25 protein-coding genes are annotated in these 24,429 nt (G+C 45.6%); 6 read left to right on the plus strand and 19 right to left on the minus strand.

Annotation, left to right across the window (positions count from 1 at the left end; translation table 11 throughout):
• Positions 1–69: 69 nt before the first annotated feature.
• From AC6I8Y_RS12430 to AC6I8Y_RS12455, 6 genes are all read right to left on the minus strand, one after another.
• The gene (locus tag AC6I8Y_RS12430) at positions 70–1,320 is read right to left on the minus strand and encodes a glutamate-5-semialdehyde dehydrogenase (RefSeq protein WP_394150686.1); all 1,251 of its coding nucleotides are present in this window, start codon (positions 1,318–1,320) and stop codon (positions 70–72) included.
• Positions 1,321–1,337: 17 nt separating this feature from the next.
• Positions 1,338–2,474: a glutamate 5-kinase gene (gene proB / locus AC6I8Y_RS12435; protein WP_042477608.1), complete on the minus strand. Its 1,137-nt coding sequence runs from the start codon at positions 2,472–2,474 to the stop codon at positions 1,338–1,340.
• Positions 2,475–2,625: 151 nt separating this feature from the next.
• Positions 2,626–3,015, minus strand: coding sequence for a sigma factor-binding protein Crl (crl, locus tag AC6I8Y_RS12440; protein WP_394150687.1), 390 nt, complete (start codon positions 3,013–3,015; stop codon positions 2,626–2,628).
• 129 nt (positions 3,016–3,144) lie between these two features.
• On the minus strand, positions 3,145–4,392 hold the full coding sequence (gene frsA, locus AC6I8Y_RS12445; protein WP_252011510.1) for an esterase FrsA: 1,248 nt from the start codon (positions 4,390–4,392) through the stop codon (positions 3,145–3,147).
• A gap of 227 nt (positions 4,393–4,619) precedes the next feature.
• Entirely contained in the window at positions 4,620–5,084 is a 465-nt protein-coding gene (gene gpt / locus AC6I8Y_RS12450; RefSeq protein WP_042477599.1) for a xanthine phosphoribosyltransferase, read from the minus strand.
• A gap of 31 nt (positions 5,085–5,115) precedes the next feature.
• Positions 5,116–6,408 carry an NCS2 family permease gene (locus AC6I8Y_RS12455; RefSeq protein WP_042477594.1) on the minus strand — a complete coding sequence of 431 codons (1,293 nt, stop codon included), beginning with the start codon at positions 6,406–6,408 and terminating at the stop codon, positions 5,116–5,118.
• Between the two features lie 891 nt (positions 6,409–7,299).
• Between AC6I8Y_RS12455 and AC6I8Y_RS12460 the strand changes: the two genes are divergently transcribed.
• The 3 genes from AC6I8Y_RS12460 (at position 7,300) to AC6I8Y_RS12470 (ending at position 9,315) form a co-directional block, all read left to right on the plus strand.
• Positions 7,300–8,769 carry an aminoacyl-histidine dipeptidase gene (locus AC6I8Y_RS12460; RefSeq protein ID WP_128649380.1) on the plus strand — a complete coding sequence of 490 codons (1,470 nt, stop codon included), beginning with the start codon at positions 7,300–7,302 and terminating at the stop codon, positions 8,767–8,769.
• Positions 8,770–8,906: 137 nt separating this feature from the next.
• Positions 8,907–9,113, plus strand: coding sequence for a YaeP family protein (locus AC6I8Y_RS12465; protein ID WP_042477592.1), 207 nt, complete (start codon positions 8,907–8,909; stop codon positions 9,111–9,113).
• Between the two features lie 10 nt (positions 9,114–9,123).
• The gene (locus AC6I8Y_RS12470; RefSeq protein WP_042477590.1) at positions 9,124–9,315 is read left to right on the plus strand and encodes a DUF4250 domain-containing protein; all 192 of its coding nucleotides are present in this window, start codon (positions 9,124–9,126) and stop codon (positions 9,313–9,315) included.
• A gap of 78 nt (positions 9,316–9,393) precedes the next feature.
• Here the strand turns inward: AC6I8Y_RS12470 and AC6I8Y_RS12475 are convergent, their stop codons facing one another.
• The 13 genes from AC6I8Y_RS12475 to bolA all read right to left on the minus strand — a co-directional run bounded on the left by AC6I8Y_RS12475 (position 9,394) and on the right by bolA (position 21,800).
• Positions 9,394–10,755, minus strand: coding sequence for a sodium-dependent transporter (locus AC6I8Y_RS12475; protein WP_394150931.1), 1,362 nt, complete (start codon positions 10,753–10,755; stop codon positions 9,394–9,396).
• A gap of 435 nt (positions 10,756–11,190) precedes the next feature.
• Positions 11,191–11,955: a YggN family protein gene (locus AC6I8Y_RS12480; RefSeq protein ID WP_394150690.1), complete on the minus strand. Its 765-nt coding sequence runs from the start codon at positions 11,953–11,955 to the stop codon at positions 11,191–11,193.
• 17 nt (positions 11,956–11,972) lie between these two features.
• Positions 11,973–12,449, minus strand: coding sequence for a GreA/GreB family elongation factor (locus AC6I8Y_RS12485; protein WP_394150691.1), 477 nt, complete (start codon positions 12,447–12,449; stop codon positions 11,973–11,975).
• A 95-nt stretch (positions 12,450–12,544) separates the two neighbouring features.
• Positions 12,545–13,576 carry a DNA polymerase IV gene (gene dinB / locus AC6I8Y_RS12490; protein ID WP_498020275.1) on the minus strand — a complete coding sequence of 344 codons (1,032 nt, stop codon included), beginning with the start codon at positions 13,574–13,576 and terminating at the stop codon, positions 12,545–12,547.
• A gap of 154 nt (positions 13,577–13,730) precedes the next feature.
• Positions 13,731–13,964 carry a (Na+)-NQR maturation NqrM gene (gene nqrM / locus AC6I8Y_RS12495; RefSeq protein ID WP_042477741.1) on the minus strand — a complete coding sequence of 78 codons (234 nt, stop codon included), beginning with the start codon at positions 13,962–13,964 and terminating at the stop codon, positions 13,731–13,733.
• Between the two features lie 12 nt (positions 13,965–13,976).
• Entirely contained in the window at positions 13,977–15,002 is a 1,026-nt protein-coding gene (locus tag AC6I8Y_RS12500; protein ID WP_394150693.1) for an FAD:protein FMN transferase, read from the minus strand.
• A gap of 151 nt (positions 15,003–15,153) precedes the next feature.
• Positions 15,154–16,377: an NADH:ubiquinone reductase (Na(+)-transporting) subunit F gene (gene nqrF, locus AC6I8Y_RS12505; RefSeq protein WP_394150694.1), complete on the minus strand. Its 1,224-nt coding sequence runs from the start codon at positions 16,375–16,377 to the stop codon at positions 15,154–15,156.
• Positions 16,378–16,394: 17 nt separating this feature from the next.
• Complete coding sequence (nqrE, locus tag AC6I8Y_RS12510; protein ID WP_042477581.1) at positions 16,395–16,991, minus strand: NADH:ubiquinone reductase (Na(+)-transporting) subunit E; 597 nt, start codon at positions 16,989–16,991, stop codon at positions 16,395–16,397.
• Between the two features lie 7 nt (positions 16,992–16,998).
• On the minus strand, positions 16,999–17,631 hold the full coding sequence (locus tag AC6I8Y_RS12515; protein ID WP_042477579.1) for an NADH:ubiquinone reductase (Na(+)-transporting) subunit D: 633 nt from the start codon (positions 17,629–17,631) through the stop codon (positions 16,999–17,001).
• Positions 17,631–18,413, minus strand: a complete 783-nt coding sequence (locus AC6I8Y_RS12520; protein WP_394150695.1) for a Na(+)-translocating NADH-quinone reductase subunit C — start codon at positions 18,411–18,413, stop codon at positions 17,631–17,633. The genes AC6I8Y_RS12515 and AC6I8Y_RS12520 overlap by 1 nt, the downstream gene beginning before the upstream one ends.
• Positions 18,403–19,644, minus strand: a complete 1,242-nt coding sequence (locus AC6I8Y_RS12525) for an NADH:ubiquinone reductase (Na(+)-transporting) subunit B (RefSeq protein ID WP_234495373.1) — start codon at positions 19,642–19,644, stop codon at positions 18,403–18,405. Before AC6I8Y_RS12525 ends, AC6I8Y_RS12520 begins: the two co-directional genes overlap by 11 nt.
• A 4-nt stretch (positions 19,645–19,648) precedes the next feature.
• A complete protein-coding gene (locus tag AC6I8Y_RS12530) occupies positions 19,649–20,989 on the minus strand; it encodes a Na(+)-translocating NADH-quinone reductase subunit A (protein ID WP_394150696.1) in 1,341 nt (446 codons plus the stop codon).
• A 502-nt stretch (positions 20,990–21,491) separates the two neighbouring features.
• On the minus strand, positions 21,492–21,800 hold the full coding sequence (gene bolA / locus AC6I8Y_RS12535; protein ID WP_394150697.1) for a transcriptional regulator BolA: 309 nt from the start codon (positions 21,798–21,800) through the stop codon (positions 21,492–21,494).
• A 154-nt stretch (positions 21,801–21,954) separates the two neighbouring features.
• Here bolA and AC6I8Y_RS12540 point away from each other — a divergent pair, with 154 nt between their 5' ends.
• The 3 genes from AC6I8Y_RS12540 (at position 21,955) to AC6I8Y_RS12550 (ending at position 24,341) form a co-directional block, all read left to right on the plus strand.
• The gene (locus tag AC6I8Y_RS12540) at positions 21,955–23,088 is read left to right on the plus strand and encodes a methyltransferase (RefSeq protein WP_394150698.1); all 1,134 of its coding nucleotides are present in this window, start codon (positions 21,955–21,957) and stop codon (positions 23,086–23,088) included.
• 135 nt (positions 23,089–23,223) lie between these two features.
• Complete coding sequence (locus AC6I8Y_RS12545; RefSeq protein WP_394150699.1) at positions 23,224–23,793, plus strand: YajG family lipoprotein; 570 nt, start codon at positions 23,224–23,226, stop codon at positions 23,791–23,793.
• Complete coding sequence (locus AC6I8Y_RS12550) at positions 23,793–24,341, plus strand: peptidylprolyl isomerase (RefSeq protein ID WP_128649990.1); 549 nt, start codon at positions 23,793–23,795, stop codon at positions 24,339–24,341. Before AC6I8Y_RS12545 ends, AC6I8Y_RS12550 begins: the two co-directional genes overlap by 1 nt.
• Positions 24,342–24,429 lie beyond the last annotated feature (88 nt).

Raw genomic sequence — 24,429 nt, forward strand, 5'->3', positions numbered from 1 at the left:
TATCTCCAGACAAAAAAAAGAGTCAGTCGATATTCGACTGACTCTTTTTATATCGGGCATAATCAAGCGTTATGGACGCGGCAAGTAATCCGCTTTACCCACCCACTTGTAACTAGTCAGCTCTTCTAGACCCATAGGACCGCGAGCATGGAGTTTTTGCGTCGATACCGCAACTTCGGCACCAAGGCCAAATTGAGCACCATCAGTAAAGCGTGTGGAGGCATTCACGTACACAGCGGCTGAACCAACAGAGTTAATGAATTTCTCTGAGTTGACCAAGCTGTTAGTCATGATAGCGTCTGAGTGGCTAGCGTTATGAACGCGCATGTGGTCAATCGCTTCTTCAACATCTGCCACGACTTTTACACCTAGGGTGAAACTTAGCCATTCGGTATCGAAGTCACCTTCGCCCGCATCGCGTAGATCCTCAGCGCCTGCCAAGATAGCTTTCGCCTTTGGCTCTGCAACTAAAGATACTTTGCCTTTGAGACGCTCAGCGATCATAGGTAAGAATTCACCCGCAACCTTCTCGTGCACCAATAGGGTGTCTAAAGAGTTACATGCCGATGGACGCTGTACTTTTGAGTTTTCAACCACATCCAAAGAGCGAGTGAGATCAGCGCTGTCATCCACAAAGATATGACTGATACCAAAGCCGCCAATGATAACTGGGATGTTGCTGTTCTCTTTACACATTTTGTGTAGGCCTGCACCACCACGTGGGATGATCATATCCACGTAGTCGTCCAGTTTAAGAAGCTGAGATACCAACTCACGATCCGGTTTTTCGATGTACTGTACTGATGCCGCAGGTAGACCTGCTTTATCAAGTGCAGACTGAATCACTTTAACCAGTTCCATGTTAGAGAAGAAGGTTTCTTTACCACCACGAAGAATACTGGCGTTACCAGTCTTCAAACATAGTGCTGCGATATCAATCGTAACGTTTGGACGCGCTTCATAAATCACGCCAACCACACCAAGTGGTACGCGGCGACGCGACAGGCTCATGCCATTCTCAAGCACTTTACTATCAATCTCACTGCCTACTGGATCAGACAGGGTGATAACGTTACGAACGTCATCAGCGATACCTTTCAATCGCTGTTCGTTCAGCAGTAGGCGATCAAGTAATGCTTCTGTCAGACCGGCTTCACGGCCTAGGTCGATATCTTTCGCATTCGCAGCCAAAATAACGTCAGCGTTTGCTTCAAGTTCATCGGCGATGATTTGCAGTGCGCGATTCTTTTGCGCCGTTGACGCGGTCGCCAAAGCAAAGCTGGCTTGCTTCGCGTTTTGGCCTAGTTTAATCATATCCATAACGGTTCCCTTTATTCTTAATCTTGAATGACGACCATATCGTCGCGATGAATCACTTCTGCACCATAATCATAGCCGAGCGTATCCGCGATTTCTTTACTGTGCTTGCCTGCTATTTTGGACAGGTCTGCGTCGGAGTAGCCACAAATTCCTTTTGCTACTAGAGCTCCGTCATTGGTCGTCACACGTACCACTTCACCACGAGCGAAGCGGCCTGAAACTTTTATTACCCCTTTGGCAAGTAGGCTACTGCCTTTGCCAATCACTGCATTCACCGCACCTGAGTCGATAACAATGTTACCGGTTGCGGCAGGACCTGCGAGTATCCAACGTTTACGATTTTCCAATGCCTCTGGCAAGGGTAAGAAACGAGTACCTTGAGGTTCATTAGATAACGAATCAAATACCACGTTTTCTGCGCTGCCCGCTGCAATGATAACTTCGATGCCTGCGCGACGCGCAATATCTGCCGCTTGCAGCTTCGTCGCCATACCACCAGTGCCAAGTGTCGTACCGCTGCCGCCCGCTATTTTGCGAAGAGTTTCATCAATAGTCGTCACTTCGCGAATCAGTTCTGCATTTGGGTCTTTGCGAGGATCGGCAGTGAACAAACCACGCTGGTCAGTAAGCAACAACAGCTTATCTGCGCCACACAAGATGCCGACCAATGCCGATAGATTATCGTTGTCGCCAACCTTGATCTCACTGGTTGCTACCGCGTCGTTTTCGTTGACGACAGGGATGATGTCGTTTTCAACCAAAGCGTTGATCGTGTCACGTGCATTGAGAAAGCGTTCACGGTCCTCAAGATCGGCGCGCGTTAGCAGCATTTGTCCGATTTTAAGCCCGTAGATAGCAAACAAAGACTCCCAAACCTGAATAAGTTGGCTTTGACCAACGGCTGCTAATAGCTGTTTGCTCGCCATCGTTTTGGGAAGTTCGGGGTAACCTAGGTGCTCGCGACCAGCCGCAATAGCACCTGACGATACCATCACTACTGAGTGGCCAAGCTTTTTAAGCTCAGCACATTGTCTGACGAGTTCAACCATATGCGCTTTGTTAAGCGCTAGGGAACCACCTGTTAGGACACTGGTACCTAACTTCACCACTACCGTTTTTTTGTCGGTAGATTGACGAGTATTATCCGTTGTCATCTCTGCTTGTTTGACGTGAAAAGTTTAATAGGGAGTGATGTTTTAGCAATCAAACATCATTTGTACAAGTAAAAAAGCGGTAGGAAGGGAAAAGAGGCGCAAAAAAGGTCTCAATGCTGATTTGATAAGCATTGAGACCGGATTTCTAGTACTAGACAAACTCTACTGAATCATCGTGAATTGACACGCTCAGCTCGAACTTCTCACTGAGTGTCTTCACCAATTTTTCATGAAACACTTCTTGCGTTCGATTTATCTCACTAACTGCCGATTTTGGTGCAGATTCTAAAATCCATTCACCGGTCTGATTGTAACGGCCGATCTGGTACGTCGCTTCAAACTGGTCTTCAACTAAGGTTAAGTCTAACCACCACCCCCAAAACTCTCGATCTTCTGGAGACTTGGTGTCATCAACGCACACAGACAGGCAGTCAAAGTGATACGCGCCGTCCTTACATAAGGTTTCTCTCAAGTATGGGCCAATAGCCTTTAAGGCTGCAACTAAGCGATAGTGAGTAGGGGTTTTCGCCGCTTCTGACATAGTGAAACTCCGTTTCTATATGAAAATAGTTGTAAAGGTGAAATAGCGATAATTCTTATAGGATAATTATAGTTTTATCATATGCTTGATTACATACTGATTTCATATTTAACTAATTCCACACAAATGTCACCTTAAAAGTTCGTCCTCCAACCACTTAATCGCCATTTCGAGGGATTGCGCATACCCTTTTGCAATGCCCTTCGACGGAATCTGTTTCGACTTTCCATACTGACTAAACATAGCAAGCAAGCGGTTGTCTGATATCGGCGAGACAATATCGCCTTCCATACTCATCGCCAAGATAGGCACTTTAGTGCGACGTGACGACAAGAACCCTTGCACTTTCAGCGACCAGGCCGTGAGTTGTCCTGCCAGACTATTAATATCCACTGCATCTTTACCAATGCGAGATGCCAACATATCTAGGTACATCTTTGGCATAGATTGGATGATTTGCGGAGAAGCCAAGCAGTGATGGATTGGCGCTCCCAGTGTGACGCAGGCTTTGATTTTTTCTGGCTCTAGAAATGAGAGGCGAGCCATAGCATTACCACCGAATCGGAAACCCAGCACCCCTACTTTGAAATGGTCGACCCAAGGAATATTAGGAAGCTCATTTAACACAGCCTGGTGCAGACATGACGTATCCTCGGTCAACGGCCAATGAGAGCTGTGCCCTATTGATGGCATATCGACAGTCAGCATAGCGATACCCGCCGGCGCTAGATAATCTCGGAACAAACGCCACATATCTGTTTGCAGAGAATCAAGGCCTGCACTCACGATCACAACAGGTTGGGGTTTTTCAGTGCTCACCAAGTGGAGGTTGGCGGTAATCCGCTTATTTTTATATGGGACCTCTACCTGCTTGATAATATGACTGGTGTGTTTGGCCGCTTCGTTGTAAGCGTTATTCGCCAACACTTGAGCCTGCAAGGCTAGGTTGTCATTTTTCAGGTGTGGGTAGCCAGCGATACTAAAGCTCAATGAGGCCTTAAATAGCTCTTCTGCTGCAGCATCACCTGTAAGGTCGTTGGCTCGCTTTTGGTGAAGCATCCCAAGCTTGGTCCACTCATAGTTCCAGTTACCGCCGTGGTAGCCCATAACCGTATCGAGCCACTCATCTATCGTTCTTGAGTGATCAGAAGACGCAATTTTGGCAAGTGTCTCTTCCAACTCGATAGGGTCAATACCTTGCCATGCCCATTGCAGACGCAACAGGTTCCGGTACCAAGAACTCGGGTTCTCAGCGCGGCGGCGCTCAAGAATTTCCATGCTACTTGGCATATATCGAATGAGATGGGAGGTTTCCTTTGCTTGTTTGTTCTTTTCAAACAAGGTTTCGGAGATATTTTTACTGACTTCTTCAGACATACGCGCACCAACTATTACGATTACAGCATCAATATAATCGAATAATCATCATTATTCAGGGGTTTTATCGACATTTTAACGTGGTTCTATCGCTGTTAGTGACTTGGTTTGTTAAATATCTGAAATCCATGTTTCAGGGTTGACGACGGTTGATTGCAAATATGCTGGATTTCGAGCAAAAAAAAACCGCAACTTGGAAAAGTTGCGGTTTTTTTAAACATCACTGTTTACTTTTGCTTACGGTTAATTGGCTCAACGTAAGACAGTGCCATATCCCATGGCTGCTCGATCCAACAATCTTGGTCGATATCAACAATGTACTCGTCAACTAGCTCTACACCAGCTGGCTTAGCGCACACGGTTACTAGCTTAGCTTTCGGGTACATTTCACGAATTTTACGTGCTGTGTCACCGCTGTCCACAAGATCATCAACGATTAGGTAACCTTCACCGTCGTGCTCTGGAGCTTTAAGTACAGTCATATCACGTTGGTGATCGTGGTCGTAGCTTGAGATACATACTGTATCTACATAACGAATACCTAGCTCACGAGCTAGAATCGCTGCTGGTACTAGACCGCCACGACTTACACCGATAATGCCTTTCCACTGTTCCGCTGGCATTTGACGCTCAGCGAGTTGACGGCAATATGCGTGCATATTGTCCCAAGTGATGATGAATTTGTTAGCCATAATAATAACCTAATTAAACCGTATTCGAGACTTAAGCAGCCACAATGTACTTGATGACAAAGATTGCAGACATTACCCAAACACTCATGGATACGTCGCGACCTTTACCACTCAGTGCTTTAATAGCAGCATAAGCGATGAAGCCAAGTGAGATACCTTCTGCAATTGAGAATGTGAAAGGCATCAGCAAACAAGTCACAACAACCGGTGCCGCTTCAGTAATGTCTCTCCAGTCAATACCGACTAGACCTGACATCATTAGAATTGCTACATAGAATAGCGCACCCGCAGTTGCGTAAGCTGGGATCATACCCGCCAAAGGCGAGAAGAATAATGCAAGTACAAACAAAATGCCAACAACTACTGCAGTAAGACCAGTACGACCACCAGCTGCAACACCAGCAGTACTTTCTACATAAGAAGTGGTGTTTGATGTACCTAGTAGCGCACCTACTGATGTTGCTGTTGAGTCAGCCAGTAGTGCTTTGTTTAGACGTGGGATTTTGCCGTCTTTACCGATAAGGTCTGCTTTTTGCGCTACGCCAACTAGCGTGCCCGCCGTGTCGAACAAGTCAACAAATAGGAAAGCAAACACAACAGAGATCATACCGATTTCGAACACTGCCGAGAAATCAAGCTGCATGAACGTTGGAGCGATACTTGGTGGTGTAGACATGATGCCACCCCACTGAACGTCACCAAAAATCAGACCAAGGCCCGTTACTGCTAGAATCGCAATCATTACCGCACCTTTCACGCCACGGTGAACAAGAGCAATAGTAATGAAGAAGCCAACAGCCGCTAGCGTTGCTGGAAGAGAAGTGATGTGACCTAGAGACACAAGCGTCGCTGGGTTATCAACCACAATACCTGCGTTTTTCAGCGCGATAAGCGCTAGGAACAAACCAATACCTGCAGAGATACCTGTTCGAAGCGACATTGGAATCGAGTTAATGATCCACTCACGGATCTTAAACACGCTCAAAAGAATGAACAAGATACCAGAGCAGAATACTGCTGCCAGTGCCACTTGCCATGTGTAACCCATACCCAGTACGACTGCGTAGGTAAAGAAAGCATTCAGGCCCATGCCTGGTGCTTGTGCGATTGGGTAGTTTGCTACAAAACCCATAATGAAACAGCCGATAGCAGCTGCCAAACAGGTTGCAACAAATACTGCGCCGCGATCCATGCCTGCGTCAGCAAGAATTGCTGGGTTAACAAAAATAATGTAAGCCATCGTCAGGAACGTAGTGATACCTGCGATAATCTCAGTGCGCACTGTTGTGCCGTTTTCACTGAGCTTGAACAGCCTTTCGAGCATAATCGAATCCCTAAAAGTGTAAAAAGTAAACGGTTGCGTAAACGATTGGCGCGAATTATAAGGTTATCAAAACGCAAATTCCAGCTAGAATTTTCACTCTAAACAGCGAATTATCCTCTTGATATGAAACTCATATGGTAACGATCACTAACAATTTGAAATAGTTACCGAGAAAGCGCCCTTTTCCATCATAGCGACTAACCAAGACAACTGCGCAAAAAGTAACCACACTTTTTGAGATAAAGGCGGCATTTCACGGAAAAAAGGCAAAAAAACGCCACTCATATGAGTGGCGGTAGAATAATTTGGTCATCAATTGGGGTATGTAACCAACTATAAATTCTTCAAAATAGGGGGAAAACGTATCGCTTATCTACCGTAGTAGACGTTGTACGCGAAGTCTTTTGTGTATACGTTTTGATTCGTCCAAAACATCGCGCTTGCTAAACCTTTCATAACATCACCTTCTAACAAAACAAATAGTGGAAAAACGTTGCTTTGAGTCTCGGTTCCTTGGAGGCGATAAATCGGGCTCTGTCCGTGAGCATTGTGTTGATTCTCTCAACTGGTGAAAAGAATACCATATCGGATTAAAATTACAACCACAAAGACGATCAAAGTCACAAATATTTCATTTAACCTATCAAAAACCACAAATTCTGTAATTTTATTACGGATATTAATGTCATTAGTATGCATTGGCGCACACTATGCCAGTCACGAAAGTTGACATGACCCATTACATTATCTCTTCGGTTTCACTACTAGATGTTTACAACTAGTGGTATCCTTTGCTTTGTCTTTAATAAGCTAGAAATCCAGATGTTCACACCGTGAATTTAAACATCTGACGAAGAACAACCTAGTAAAGCCCGAATAAAGGAGAGTTCTGTGTCTGAATTCCACTCTGAAATCAGTAAGTTGTCACCAGCCCCAGTATGGCAATTTTTTGACAAAATCTGCTCAATCCCTCATCCATCAAAACATGAAGAAGCACTAGCACAGTACATTATTGGCTGGGCAAAAGAGCAAGGTCTTGATGTTAAGCGTGACACAACGGGTAACGTATTCATCAAAAAGCCAGCAACCGCTGGTATGGAAAACAAAAAAGGTGTGGTTCTACAAGCCCACATCGATATGGTTCCTCAGAAAAACGAAGATACCGATCACGACTTCACTGTTGATGCTATCCAGCCATACATTGATGGCGAGTGGGTAACGGCAAAAGGCACGACTTTGGGTGCTGATAACGGTATCGGTATGGCTACGTGCCTAGCCGTTCTTGCGTCTAACGATATCAAACACGGCCCACTGGAAGTGCTACTAACCATCGACGAAGAAGCAGGCATGACGGGTGCGTTTGGTCTTGAGGCGGGTTGGCTTGAAGGCGATATCCTTTTAAACACTGACTCAGAGCAAGAAGGCGAAGTCTACATGGGCTGTGCTGGCGGTATCGACGCAGCGCTTACCTTTGACATCGCACGTGAATCTGCACCGCAAGGTTATGTTGCTCGCCAACTAACACTAAAAGGTCTAAAAGGCGGTCACTCTGGCTGTGATATCCACACAGGTCGTGGTAACGCAAACAAACTACTAGGTCGCTTCCTAGCGGGTCATGCGAAAGAGCTTGACGCTCGTCTTATCGAGTTCCGCGGCGGCAGCCTTCGCAACGCAATCCCGCGCGAAGGTTTCGTTACTCTGGCGCTACCAGAAGAGAACCTAGCTAAGCTAGATGAACTATACAGCTTCTACACTGAGCTATTAAAATCTGAGCTTGGTGCTATTGAGACTGACATCGTGTCATTCAACGAAGCTGCGGATCTCGCTGATGTGTTTGCCTCTGAATCTCAAACGCGCTTCATCGCAGCACTTAACGCATGTCCAAATGGCGTTATCCGCATGAGCGATGACATCGAAGGCGTTGTAGAAACATCTCTTAATGTTGGCGTCATCACGACCCAAACAGACAAAGTTGAAGTGCTTTGCTTGATCCGTTCACTTATCGATTCTGGTCGCTCTCAAGTTGAAGGCATGCTGGCGTCTGTCGCTGAGCTTGCAGGTGCGACGATTGAGTGCTCTGGTGCTTACCCAGGTTGGAAACCCGATCCTGAGTCAGAGATCATGGCTATCTTCCGCGATATGTACGAAGGTATCTACGGTCATAAACCAAACATCATGGTGATCCACGCTGGTCTAGAATGTGGTCTGTTTAAAGAACCTTATCCAAACATGGACATGGTGTCTTTCGGTCCAACTATCAAGTTCCCACACTCTCCTGATGAGAAGGTGAAGATCGATACGGTTGAGCTATTCTGGAACCAAATGGTTGCACTGCTTGAAGCGATTCCAGCAAAAGCGTAATCCAATCAGTTAAGCCAATATAAAGCCGATGTTTAACCAAAACATCGGCTTTTTTGTTTCATATCAAACGCCAGTTTTGTGTTTCGAATACAGCCTGTGTATATTGAGACCAGTTATCATTTATAGAGAAAGACACTATGCAAGTTTACGGTTGTTGCGAATTGGTTCGTGAAATTTATGCTCAGATTGGCAGTGGTGATCAGGCTTACATCCCTCAGGCGATCTCTTGCGCGGTTCGTGCGCTTAATGATGTCGCAGCAGATGAAAACCTACCGAAAGACGTTCGTGAAAAAGCCGCTTTTGCTGCCGCTAACCTTCTGATTTCAGATTTCGAAGACAAATAGAGAACTCACCATGAATCTAGCCAATTTTGAAACGATGGATCCGGTTATGCTGATGAGCATCGTCAACATGAAGTTGAGAGACGACTTTGGTGGCGATTTAGATAAGCTGGTGAATTACTTCGATATCAGTAAATCAGCCTTGGTAGAGAAACTGGCGAGCGCTGGTTTTGATTTCTTACCAGAAGCGGGTCAGTTCCGCTAGAGCTCCTAATTCATAGAATACAAAAACCGCCAAGTTATGCTTGGCGGTTTTTCTTTTGCTCTAAGGGTTCATTAGCGCCTAGCCAAACGATGCCCAAATAACGGTTACCACTAATACCGGACAGATAAATTTAACGTAGAACGGCCAAACTTTACCAAACCAGCCTAATTGAAAGTCTGGACAACCTTGCTCTAGCTCTTTGATTTTACCAGCTCGGCTCCAAACCCAACCGCCAAATAAACAGAACAACAATGCCGCTATCGGCTGCAGGTACTGTGTCGCAATCATAGCAACCAAACCAAATAGGTCGCCGAAGTTAAACACGATATAGATACTGAACAGCGCTATAGCAGCGCCTAACACCCAACTGGTCTTCTTACGTCCTGTGTTAAAACGCTCATCCACCAGCGCTACTGGGCACTCAAGCATGGAGATTGAGGACGTCAGTGCTGCGATCGTTAGAAGAAGGAAAAACACAACTGAGAATACAAGACCAAGCAAGCCTAAGGACTCAAACATTAGAGGCAATACCGTGAACACGAGCGTGTCTGAGCTCAGTAAAGCACCATCTTCAGCATAAATCTGAACGCCTTTTTGCATCGCCACAAACATCGCTGGCATGACAACAAGTCCGGCAATAAAGGCGACTGAGGTATCTACCAAGGTCACATTCATCGCCATCTTCGGAAGATTCTCTTTCTTAGATAAGTAAGAGCCATAAATAAGCATCGAGCAGCCACCGATTGTCAGTGAAAAGAAGCCCTGTCCCATCGCTGCTAGGATTAGCTTTCTATCCCATACCTTCTCAAAATCAGGGATAAGGTAATGCTTCAAACCTTCCACCGCACCTTGCTGCATCATGATGTAGACGAACAGCAAAGCGAAAAGAATGAATAGCGATGGCATTAAGCGAGTCGACCACTTTTCAATACCCTTTTTCACACCACCTTGGACAATCAATACCGTAAGAAGATAGAAAAGGACAGTACCAAACACATTACGCTCGACGCTAAAGCCTTTGAACCAATCCGCAAGTCCATTCGCACCAACGATTTCAGCCAGCGCACCGAAGAGAAAGCAAATTAACCAACCGCCAACGATTGAGTAGAATGCTAGTACCGCGCAAGGCACCATCAAGCCAATCCAACCGACTAATCCGCCCAGTCGTTCGCCTAGCGGGTGATTGGTTAGTGATTTCATACTGTCTACCGGGTTCGCTTGACCATGACGACCTATCGCCATTTCGACCACCAGCATTGGAAATGCAACCACCAATATCATGACTAAATAGACAAGCAAGAATGCCCCGCCGCCATTACTCGCCGCTTGAGTAGGAAACCCCCAAATATTGCCCAAACCAACCGCTGCACCCGCAGCAGCCAAAATAAAGCCTAATCGAGATCCAAAATGCTCTCTTGGAGTTGTCGTTGAGTTTGAAATATCCACTGCAATTTATTCTTACGTACTAGTTTGCTGGTACGATAAGATAAAAGTTTGTATATGGCAATTTATTTGGTTGGATCGGCCGATATTAATGAGATTTGCGACCGTAAGTATTAATTTACGAGCATTACTTAGGATTAGTTAGATTCGCTTTTTATTGCTATCTTTTTTAGGGCCACACTGTTACCTATGTGCTCGTTTTAAAGTGTTACTTATGTGACCACCAGTGGACAGTTCGTGTCATTCCTGTGCAGACAGGAATCTATTTGAGACTAGGAGATCGCTTTGAGAAGACCCCTGCGTGCGCAGGCGCACGGCTAGTGGGGTGACGGCAGTTTTTGGAGTGACGGCCATTTTGGTTGCATCCATTCTAGAGATTCGTCATTCCTGCGCAGGCAGGAATCTACTCAAGGCTTGATGCAGACTTCAAGGCTAGATAGTAAAAACCTGATAATCCTTCAACTCAGGAATCTTTTTGTGAAGCTGTTGCTCTTCCTCAGCAACATCATTAAGCGAGTCACAATAGCCCTTAGCTTGTTTTTGAAGAGACTCAGATTGCTGCTCAAGTGTGCCTGACATACGCTCTTTGAGCTCATTATACTGCTTAGACAATTCTGTCAGATTTAGGCTACCCTCTTGCTGCATTTTCTCTTGAAGTGCAGTGAATGCGCTACTCATAAACTCTTTGTTGAACACTTCTTTTGCTTTCGCTAAGTCCTGCTCCCAGTTATCCATAAATGAGCTAAACGCATCTGACTGTAAAACAAACTCATCACCTTGCTGGTAACGAGATTGAACATCGGCAAAAAACTCAGCGAGTGCGGTCTTAACATTATTGAACGCTTCGGAGTCATCAAAACTTGCGGCAACATCATCGATAAGATCGTTGGTAATGGCTAAACCACTTGCCGCTAGCTCTTTTGCTTTAGGTACATAGGTATTCATGTTCTCTCGATAGCTATCGAGCGCTTTTTGCTGAGCTGAATCTAGGGTAACTTGCTCACCATTGATAAACAGGTTGTTGTTTTCATCAATCAGCACGCGAGACGAGGCAGCATCGTTAACCACTTCGACTTGTTCACCATTTAAATGAACTTCATTCTTTATATCGACTCCACACTGCCCTAACGCATAGGCATTGGGAACGATGAAAAATAGGCTCGTACCAACAATACCAAAACGGGTTTTAATGTTCATTTGATGTCCCTTCCCTACTAGCAAATTGAGATAATATCATAGACGCGGCGCTGGTCTCCGATGAGGACACTAACCTCATCGTCTAAAACACCGCCTTTAAGTGCTTTACCCAGAGGTGAGTGCGGTGTCACTACCACCACGCTTTCGTTAGCTAGCCTAGCGCCACCTGCTGTAGGCAACAGAAAATAGTAGCTGTGTTCTTCATTGACGTCTTCTAACTCGACCAATGCCCCCAAAGATATTGCACTATCACTGGCAAAATCATTCAGCGAAAACGCCTTTAGCGTTGAGATGTCGCGCCTGATTTCTTCTAATCGCATCGCCTGTCCGTGGGCAAGATAAGACGCCTCTAATGCTAGCGTGTCGTATTTATGCTCAGGCACCGTTTCTTCGTTCGTCGCCGCATCTACTGTCTGCTCCATCGCAGAGTTTAAGGTGGTGATTTGCTGCTCAAGCTGTGCAATGAGTTCGTCAATGAGTACCTGCTTGTTCATAACTCTCCTACTCGGCATATCGAGACAAATTGAACTCGCTCACTATATCGAGCCGTGGGTTGCCACGCAAACAATCGATGGTTAGTCACTGGCAATTACTCAAACATCGTCAGCTGTCGCGCATTTTCGAGAGGCTCTAACATGACACTTAATCCCAGAAGGCGAATTTCCCGCCCATTTTGCCGCTCAAGAACTTCACGCAATAGATCTTTAAAGTATTCGAGATCGAGCTGATTATGGACATGCTCAATGGTGGTCAGTTTGAAGTCAGCGAACTTCACTTTGATGCCTTGTTTAATTACGTTACGTTTCGGCTGTGCTCTCTCTAGACGCTGTTTCAGCTCAGGGAAAAGCTTAGTTTCAATCACTTGCCAGCATTCATCGTAGTGGGTGATGTTTTGAGAAAAGGTTCTTTCGACACCTATCGATTTACGCTCTCGCTCTACTACAACCTCGCGCTCGTCTATTCCGTGGCTTTTTTTCCACAGCGAGGCCCCCATACGACCAAACTTCATGATTAACTCTCGATAATCACTGGTACGTACATCGTGGCAGGTAAAAAGCCCCGCGTTATTAAGCTTCTCTAGGCTCACTTTTCCCACACCAGGTATCTTGCCGAGATCAAGACTATCGACAACCTCTTGTACCTTGTCAGGAGGAATAACGCACTGACCATTTGGCTTATTCAAATCCGATGCGATTTTGGCGAGAAACTTAAGCGGTGCTACACCCGCGGAAGCTGTTAGCTGGAGTTCATTCCAAATATCATTGCGAATACTCTGTGCGATACGTGTTGCTGAATTTTGGCAGTGTGGAGACTCGGTGACATCCAAGTAGGCTTCATCAAGGGAAAGCGGTTCAATAAGCGAAGTATAACGAGAGAAGATCTCTCGAATGTGTTTGGAGGTCTCTTTGTAAACCTCCATTCTTCCTGGAACCAACAGCAAGTTCGGACACAATTTGAGTGCTTGCGCTGTTGGCATCGCAGAGCGAACACCAAATTTGCGCGCTTCGTAATTGCAGGTACTGATCACGCCTCGCTGACGTTCACTGCCGCCTACAGCCAGTGGTTTGCCACGATAATGTGGATTGTCACGCATCTCTACAGCTGCGTAAAAGCAATCCATATCTACATGAATAAATTTTCGAATGGAGTCGGACACGGCTTATTGAACTGTTTATTTATACAGTTAAAGTATACGCCGTTTTGTTCATCAGACCAACAAAAAAGACCAGAGGGTTGCTCTGGTCTTTGCTGTTAATTCTATGCTGAAAGCGGGATTACGCGATACGATCTTTTTCCCAAGCAGCAAGCTTCTCGGCACGAGCTTGCTCACGCGCTTCACGCTTTTTACGTGCATCACAAGGCTCTGGGCAGTTACACACTTTATCGATGCTTAGCGCACCTAGGCCACCACAGCTGCCTTTTACGACTTTCTTTTGGAAGATGTAGCCAACCGACATTGCAACAATAACGGCTAGAAAAATCCCGAAGGTAATTAGAAATGTACTCATATTGGTCACCCGTTATTTGTTTAGGTAAGGCTTAAATGCTTCTGAAGCAATCTCGTTAAAGCCATCTTCTGTTTTTACGATAATAAGTGCAGGAATGCTATGTTGCTCTGCAACTTGCAATGCTTTCTCTTCACCCAACACCATCAAACCCGTCGCGAGACCGTCTGCCGTCATTGACGACTTATCCAATACCGTGACTGAAACCACCTTATTATTGATTGGCTTACCCGTTGAAGGATCGATGATGTGTGAGTATCGCACACCTTCTTTTTCGAAGTAATTGCGATAATCACCTGACGTGGCAATCGCCATATCGCCAGGCTCAATGATTTCTTGAACACTGCGCTCGTCGATAGATGGTTTCTCAATGGCGATACGCCATTTTACACCTTCACGATTGAGGCCTTTAAGGCGCATCTCACCACCTACCTCAACCATGTAATCTTCAATACCTACGCGATCAAGGTAATCAGCAAGAACATCCACACCCCAGCCTTTCGCAATCGTCGACAAATCGACATAAAGACCATGCAGATCTTTCTTCAATGTTGTATCCGTCGCTGATAGGTGTTGAATACCTGTCTGCGCTTTACGCTTGGCTAATTCCTCATCAGAAGGCACGACTTCAGGGCGAGCTTCAGGGCCAAATCCCCATAAGTTGACCAAAGGACCAACCGTTACATCCAGCGCGCCTAACGTCACTTCATTCAGTCGAATGGCTTCTTTTACCACAATCGCCGTCTGCTTAGACACCGGAAACGATTCTGTGCCAAAAAAGCGATTAAATCGGCTCAGCTCTGAATCTTGTCGATAGGTCGACATTTGGTCGTTTACTTCTTCAAGCAAACGGTTAATTTCCGCCTGAATTTTCTCAGGTTTTGGACCATTATCAACCGTAATGTACTTCACGTTGTATATGGTGCCCATCGTCGGACCGCTCAAGTGCACTTGTTCACGACTGTTGCCGCAAGCCGTCAGCACAAAAGCTGCGAACAAACTGACAACGATAACCTTTAACTGTTTGGTTAGATGAAACATGCCTTTACTCACCTAATGAATTTAAAAATACTCACGTTTACAACGTCTTGAATGATGTTCCTGTAAAAGAAAGTACTCTTTATTTAGCTCAATTTCTAAAAACAAATGGCCAGCTCACATGAGCCAGCCATGTTCATTACTTCAAGGAAGATTAACCACCGAAGTCATCTAGAAGGATGTTTTCATCCTCTACACCAAGATCTTTCAGCATGCCGATTACAGCCGCGTTCATCATTGGTGGACCACACATGTAGTATTCACAATCTTCTGGCGCTTCGTGATCTTTGAGGTAGTTCTCATAGATTACGTTATGGATAAAGCCTGTGTAACCATCCCAGTTATCTTCTGGCATTGGGTCAGACAGTGCAACGTGCCACTGGAAGTTGTCGTTTTCTGCTTGTAGGCCATCGAAATCTTCCACGTAGAACATTTCGCGACGAGAACGAGCACCATACCAGAATGACATCTTACGCTTAGACTTCAGACGCTTAAGTTGGTCAAAGATGTGCGAACGCATTGGTGCCATACCAGCACCACCACCGATGAAGACCATCTCGTTGTCAGTATCTTTCGCGAAGAACTCACCAAATGGACCAGAGATCGTACACTTGTCACCTTCTTTCAGTGACCAGATGAACGAAGACATGATACCAGGTGGTACATCAGGATTATTAGGCGGCGGCGTAGCGATACGCACGTTCAGCATAATAATGCCTTCTTCTTCTGGGTAGTTAGCCATTGAGTATGCACGGATGCACTCTTCGTTAACGACAGACTCGTAGCGGAACAGGTTAAACTTGTCCCAATCTTCACGGTACTCTTCTGGTACGTCGAAGTCAGAGTATTTAACGTGGTGAGCAGGTGCTTCAATCTGGATGTAACCACCAGCACGGAAAGGTACTGATTCGCCATCTGGGATTTGTAGCTTAAGCTCTTTGATGAATGTCGCTTTGTTATCGTTAGAGATAACAGAACATTCCCACTTCTTAACGCCGAAGATCTCTTCTGGAAGCTCGATGTCCATGTCAGTCTTCATTGCTACCTGACACGCTAGACGCTCACCTTCACGTGCTTCACCTTTAGAGATATGGTCAAGCTCGGTTGGTAGAATGTCACCACCGCCAGATTTCACTTTTACGCGACACTGACCACAAGAGCCACCGCCACCACAAGCAGATGATACGAATACGCCAGCGCCTGCTAGTGCATTCAATAGTTTGCCACCTGGTTGTGTGGTGATCGCGAGATCAGGGTTTTCGTTTACAGAGATCGTGATGTCGCCTGTTGGTACTAGCTTAGATTTGGCGAATAAAATCACCAAAACTAGGGCTAGAACAATCAGCGTAAACATCACTACACCTAGAATAATGTCCATTGACTATTCCTTATACCTTACAGTTGAACACCAGAGAATGACATGAAGCCTAGTGCCATCAGACCTACCGTGATGAACGTGATACCAAGACCACGAAGACCAGGAGGAACGTCAGAGTACTTCATCTTCTCACGGATACCTGCTAGCGCAACGATAGCTAGCATCCAACCCACACCAGAACCAAAACCGTACACGACAGATTCTGCAAAGTTGTAATCACGCTGTACCATGAATGATACGCCACCAAAGATCGCACAGTTCACCGTGATTAGCGGTAGGAAGATACCCAGTGCGTTATACAAAGGTGGGAAGAAGCGGTCTAGTACCATCTCAAGGATCTGTACTAGTGCTGCGATTACACCGATAAAGGTAATAAAGTTTAGAAAGCTAAGGTCGACACCTGCCACCAATGCATTTTCTTTAAGAACTAGGTTGTAAAGCAGGTTGTTCACCGGTACTGCCACTGTCAGTACAACGATAACCGCAACACCTAGACCGAAAGAGGTCTTAACCTTTTTCGATACCGCTAGGAATGTACACATACCTAGGAAGAAAGAAAGCGCAAGGTTTTCGATGAAAATCGACTTAACCATTAAGCTAATATAATGTTCCATGACAGCCTTACTCCTTCGCTTCTACTTGTTCTGGTCTAATTGTACGAATTGCCCAGATCAGGAAGCCGATTAGGAAGAACGCAGAAGGCGCTAGCAGCATCATGCCGTTTGGCTGATACCAACCACCGTTACTTACTAGCGGAAGTACTTCCAGACCGAATAGCTTGCCTGAACCAAACAGTTCACGGAAGAAGCCAACAGTAATAAGAACGAAGCCATAACCTAGACCGTTACCGATACCGTCGATTAGCGATGGTAGTGGCGCAGATTTCATAGCGAATGCTTCAGCACGACCCATTACGATACAGTTAGTAATGATCAGACCTACGAATACTGAAAGCTGCTTAGAGATATCGTAAAGATACGCTTTCAGGATTTGGTCTACCACGATTACCAAAGATGCAATGATCGCCATCTGTACGATGATACGAACGCTATTTGGGATATGGTTACGAATTAGAGATACGAAGAAGTTAGACAGTGCAGTAACGAAAATTACCGCCAGCGTCATAACAAATGCTGTCTCTAGTTTTGTGGTTACCGCAAGAGCAGAACACACACCAAGAACTTGAAGAGCGATCGGGTTGTTATCCAACACCGGTGCCATCAGGCTCTTCTTCATTTCTTTAGCATTAGCCATTAGTTCAGACCTCCGTCACGAACTTTAGCTAGGAATGGACCAAAGCCCATGTCACCCAACCAGAAGTCAAACGTACCTTGAACGCCGTTGCCTGTTAGTGTTGCACCAGATAGACCGTCAACACCGTGCTCAGAACCTTCAGGTGCGCCACCTTTCACGACTGCAATCGCTGGCTTGAAGTTTTCATCAAACAGTTTCTTGCCAACGAACTGTGCACGCCAAGATGGGTTTTCGATTTCGCCACCCAATCCAGGAGTTTCACCTTGCTCGTAGTATGTAATACCGTTCACAGTATTACCGTCTGTTTGAACTGCAACAAACGCGTACATCATAGACCATAGACCCGTGCCGTGAACTGGCAGGATAATGCTGCTCACTTCACCGTCTTGCTTAACTAGGTACACTGTACCTACGTTTGCACGACGAATGATTTTTGCAAAGTCTTGGTCAGCTGTAAGACGGATAGACTCAGATGGGTCTTTTGCCGCTTTACGTTGATCGTAGCTGTTTGCGTCGCTGCCATCTGGGGCTGTGTCTACAAACTCACCAGTGTCGAAGTTTACTAGACGTGGCTCAATGTACTGGCTGTAAAGCTCAGCAATCGAACCTTCCGCTTCGATACCCGCTACTTCGATGATTTTCGACTGTTTATCTAGAACCGCGTTCGCGCGTTGCTTGTCACGCAGACCTACTGCTGCAAGCGATACAACGATTGAGCACACTAAGCTCAACGCGATAACAACAAACAGCGTCTTTTTAATGCTATCGTTATTACTTGCCATAGCGAGCTTCTCTCCGTTTGATGTTCTTCTCGATCACGAAGTGGTCGAATAGAGGTGCGAACAGGTTAGCAAATAGAATTGCTAGCATCATACCTTCTGGGTAAGCCGGGTTTACTACACGGATCATGACACACATTGCGCCAATCAAAATGCCGTATGCCCATTTACCGTTATTGGTGAACGATGCCGAAACTGGGTCTGTTGCCATGAAGAACATACCGAATGCAAAACCACCTAGTACTAGGTGCCAGTGCCAAGGCATAGCAAACAGAGCATTTGTGTCAGAGCCAACAACATTAAACAGAGTTGCCACTGCAACCATGCCGATCATTACACCGGCGATGATGCGCCAAGACGCAATGCCCATGTATACGATCATTGCCGCACCAATCATAAGTGCTAGCGTTGAAACTTCACCAATCGAACCTGGGATGTTACCGATGAACGCGTCCATCCAAGAGATTGTTTGGCCAGTGATGTTGTTGATTAGTGCGCCTTCGCCACCTTGTGCCCATTGGCTAAGAGCCGTAGCACCTGAGTAGCCGTCAGCTGCAACCCATACTAAGTCACCCGAGATTTGCGCTGGGTAAGCGAAGAATAGGAAAGCACGGCCAGCAAGCGCTGGGTTAAGGAAGTTACGACCAGTACCACCAAAGATTTCTTTAGCAACAACAACACCGAAGGTAATACCTAGCGCTGCTTGCCAAAGTGGAAGAGTTGGCGGAACGATCAATGCGAAAAGGATAGAAGTAACAAAGAAACCTTCGTTAACTTCGTGCTTACGCACCATACAGAACAACACTTCCCAGAAACCACCAACAATAAACACTGTTGCGTAGATAGGTAGGAAGTAAGTTGCACCCAAGATCATCTTACTGCCCCAACCCGCGTCGGTGCCTAGCGTGCCGCCAAGACCTTGAGTTAGCCAGTAGTGCCAGTTGCCATCGATAACACCCGCAAGTTCTGCGCCAGTGTAAAGATGGTTAAGTGCCATAACCGCTTGGTTACCCGCGTTGTACATACCCCAGAACATTGCTGGGAATACTGCGAACCAAACCATGATCATAATGCGTTTAAGGTCAACGCTATCACGGACATGCGAGCTGCGCTTCGTTACAAGACCTGGCGTGTAGAATAGCGTTGCCGCTGCTTCGTACAGTGCAAACCATTTTTCATGTTTGCCACCTGGCTCGAAATGATGCTCGATATCCTCAATGAATTTCTTAAGCATGGGATTACCCTTCCTTCTCAATCTTGTCTAGGCACTCACGCAGGAGTTGACCGTATTCGTACTTACCTGGACAAACAAAGGTGCATAGCGCCAAATCTTCTTCATCTAGCTCAAGAGCACCAAGACGCTGAGCGCTGTCTAGGTCACCTGCACATAGATCACGAAGTAATAGCGTTGGCTCCATATCAAGTGGCATTACTTTTTCGTAGTTGCCGATTGGAACCATTGCACGATCACTACCATTGGTTGTTGTTGTCATGTTGAACAACTGACCTTTGAATAGGTGACCAAGGAATGATTTAGTGATTGAGAACTTGTTTTTACCAGGCATCGCCCAGCCAAACAGCTCTTTGTCACGACCTTCACGAAGTACAGAAACTTGCTGGTGGTAACGACCTAGGTAGGCGTGTGGACCAGTAGCATGTGTACCCGAAAGAACAGAACCAGAAATGATTCGAACTTCACCAGGCATCAACTCGTTATCTGTTACGTCTTCTAGGCTAGCGCCAAGCTGTGTTCTAACCAAGCGAGGGTTATTCACAACTGGGCCTGCAAGAGACACAACACGATCTGTGTACAATTCACCTGTGGTGAAAAGCTTACCGAATGCAATCACATCTTGATAGTTGATGCTCCAAGCAACGTTGTTCGCGTTAACTGGATATAGGAAATGCATGTGAGTGCCCACAAGACCCGCTGGGTGCGGACCGTTGAAGACATGCTCTTCGACATTGGATTGAGTTGAGCGAGGAAGACTAGTGCCTGTTTTGCAGACATACACTTTACCGTCTGTCAGTTTCGACAGTAGGTCAAGACCTGCAACAAACGCGTCTTTTTGCTCGTTGATAATCAATTCAGGCTCTGCTGCTAGTGGATTAGTATCCATAGCATTCACGAAAATCGCTTGAGTCGTAGAATCGATCGCCGGAACCTTGCTGAACGGACGAGTACGCAAAGCAGTCCACATACCAGACTCAACCAATTGAGATTTGATCACTTCGCGATCAAGACCCGCTAGTTGGTCAGCTGTGTAGCTATCGAAAGTAACTTGCTCGTCACCTGCCACTTCAATCACGACGGATTGTAGGACACGTTTCGCGCCACGGTTAACTTCAATAACCTTACCGCTTGCTGGAGAAGTAAATTTAACGCCTGGGTTCTTTTTGTCTTCAAAAACAACCTGGCCTTTCTTCACTTCATCACCCACGCGAACATGCATCGTTGGACGCATACCCACGTACTCTTCGCCAAGCAAGGCGACTTTAGTGATGGACTTACCATCATTAATCACCTGGGAAGGAGTTCCTGCGATAGGAAGATCCAAGCCCTTCTTTATTGTAATCATACGCACTTGCACTACTTTTATCGGGAAAAAGATTCTTTTAAATTGCGTAACATTTAGACACGACATTGAGTGTCTGGCTTTGACTTTTTAAAGACCAAAGCAGCAACATCACTTTAACAATCTCGTCATAGAATCGATGCGAGATTTTTCTGGTGCGGTAGTTTAGCATCTTTTACAAAGGGGATGCCATGACGAATCCCAGCTATAGCGTCATTATTTCGAAACTTTTGCTACATCTGGGGTTGTGAATATGTATAACTTTGACCGATCGCACAAAGCACTATTAACGCTATTAAAAATAAGCGATTAGCTCATTCACATCCTGACACATTCTCTGTTAACAAAAACACATAACATTATATGTTGACACGCTGTTAATAATTTACCCCTAAAGAGGTATGCGTTTATTAGCCATTCCTACAAGGATAGACAGCGTTTATCAGTCTTTCCTGACTTTGTTACTCAAAGGTGTGTTAGCCGCACTCGTAAAACTGTTTCTTTGTTACTTGCCACCACCAGCGCAATTCGGGCTGGCTGGTGCTAATTGATTTTCTTGTGTCCACTCTTCGGGTGTATAGGTGTGGATCGCTAACGCATGAACAGGCCCTGCTAGCTCGTCGGCTAGAATCGTATTGACCTTACGATGTCGCGATATAAGACGCTCGTTAGCAAATACGTCACTGACGACAATCACCTTAAAATGACTCTCTGAGCCAGGTGGTACGTTATGCATATTACTTTCATTGCGAACATCAAGATGTGTTGGATGGAAAGCTTGATGGAGCTTTTGCTCGATGGCTTGTTGAATCATCTTACTTCCTTGGGTATTTACCGACTTTTATTTTTATATAGTCGGTAAAGTATATACTTTACTTAATCAATAATCTCCCCTTAAATGACTTTCTGCTTGGCGGAACCACTGGGATTTTGTCAAAATACAACCATTGTCACCAAATCAAGAAATTATGAAAACAGAACTTAACCTCTTGGAACGCAGCTACTCACTTTTTCGCTACCCAAAGCTTGCCAATGAGCAACTGCAAGCTTGGGATGCTGGCGACGAATACTTGATTCAGCACGTTGAAGACCTGGCGTTACCTAGCTCATCCAACATACTGATCCTCAATGACAGTTTTGGGGCCTTGAGTTGCTGGTTTTCTGATAAACACAATGTGACAACGGTGACCGACTCCTTTATCTCTACACAAGGAATCCTAAGTAACCTCGCGAATAACCAAGTTGATGGTGTAAAGCTATTACACTCAACCGATGCCTTACCGGAAGACATCGATATTGTTTTGATGCAAATACCTCGCAACAACCGCTATCTCACATGGCAGCTAAACCAGTTGGTACAAATGTACGGAGACCGTTGTCAGCTCATCGCTGTGAACAAAGCAAAAGAGATCCATACATCTACACTTAAGCTGTTCGAAAAGTTTGGTGGCACCACCACGACATCGCTGGCGTGGAAAAAGCACCGCCTAGTGTTTACTGCTCTATCTAAAAAAAGTGAAAGTGCTGTAGAAGAATATACAAGCTGGCAAGTACCCGAACATGGGTTAACCCTAGCCAACCTACCTAATGTGTATTCTGGAGAAAGTCTTGACTTGGGCGCTCGCTTCATCCTAGAGCATCTCTCTGCACTCGACGCTAATGACAAGGATGTTGTCGACCTCGGCTGTGGTAATGGCGTGCTTTCTTTGAAGCTAAAGAAGACATTTCCGCAAGCACGAATCACCGCTGTAGATGAAAGCTACATGGCAACGGCTTCAGCGAAAAACAATTTTGAGATCAACCAGCTGCCAGATTCTGATTGCCAATTTGTCGCCAACAACTGTCTTGATGGGTTCAATGCTGAATCTCAAGACCTCGTGGTCTGCAACCCTCCTTTTCATCAGCAGCAAGCAGTCACCGACCATATCGCTTGGCAGATGTTCTGTGATGCAAAGCATGTTCTTCGCTCTCAAGGGGAATTAATGGTTATCGGTAATCGTCACCTGGGCTACGATAAAAAATTGGCACGTCTATTTGGCAAGCATAACGTTAAGCGTGTAGCTTCCAACGCCAAATTTGTTATTTTACAGGCAACTAAGTAAAGTTTGGGTCATAGTTGCCTTATACAAATCGTGCACGAAATAAGAATTAGATATGATGCGGTGCAGGCACGTTTTGCGTTGACCGCAGCAAAGATAAAAGCTTAAGAAAATTTAGAGTGTGAAAAGGAATCATTAATGAAAAAGCTCGTTTTAGCGGCTTCCGTCGTTTTGCTTGCCGCATGTGCAAGCCCTCAACAAGAACAAGTGAACTTTGCTCCAAAAGCGACAACAAGCGCCGCTAAGGTCGTAGAAAACAAGTCGATGGCTTTATCGAGCAAAGATGTCCGAACTGCGCAATATGTTGCTCTGCTTGATAACGGTCGCTCTAACATCACACCAGTCCACACTCGTCAAAATCTTCGTATCGGCATTGAGAATGCTCTTGTGAATCAATTCTCATCTCAAGGTTTCCAAGTGACTGTCAACAGTGAAAACGCACTGAACGTAGAAGTGCAAGAAGCGCTGGTGTCTGTAAAACACACCGTTATGGAAAATGACATGACCGCGAACGTTGTTCTGGAGCTGACTGCAGAAAATGCAAAAGGTAAGTTAGTGAAGACCTATACTGGAACAGCGAATCGTTCTGGTTTGATGAGCGCATCTAATGATGACATCGAAACAGTACTAAACGACACCGTCAACTTGGTACTTAAAGAAATTGCCAATGATAAAGAACTTCAAGATTACATGAAGGAGCGTTTCTAATGCTTAGATCAATTGTCGCAACCCTTGCTCTAGTCGCCACCAGCGTGTTTGCTGGACCTAAGGTTGAAGTCGAAACCAACCTTGGTAGCTTTGTTATCGAACTCAATCAAGAGCAAGCACCGATTAGTGTTGAGAACTTTTTGAAGTACGTGGATGATGGCAGCTATGTGAACAGCCAATTTCACCGAGTTATTCCGGGCTTTATGGCACAAGGTGGTGGCTTTGACAAAGAGTTCAAACGCCTTCCGACTTACTCACCAATTGAGAATGAAGCCTCAAATGGCCTAGATAACGATACAGCAACGATCGCTATGGCACGCACACGCGATCCAAACTCGGCTACTCGCCAGTTCTTTATCAACTTTGTCGATAACGACTTTCTTAACTACAGCGTGACCAATCCAGGATACGCGGTGTTTGGTAAGGTTGTTGAAGGGTTCGATGTGGTTCAGAAAATGGGACAAAAGCCAACTCGCAGCACGCGTGGCATGAGCGATGTACCTTTGGACCCTATCATTATCACTAAAGTAGAACGACTTGCAGATTAACCCCTAACAAACGAGAGAGGCATGCCTCTCTCGTTTGTTTCTTACCTGCTTTCCCCACCTGCCAAACTCACAAGGAGCCCGTACGTGG

The organism is Vibrio sp. KUL78 (assembly GCF_059725505.1).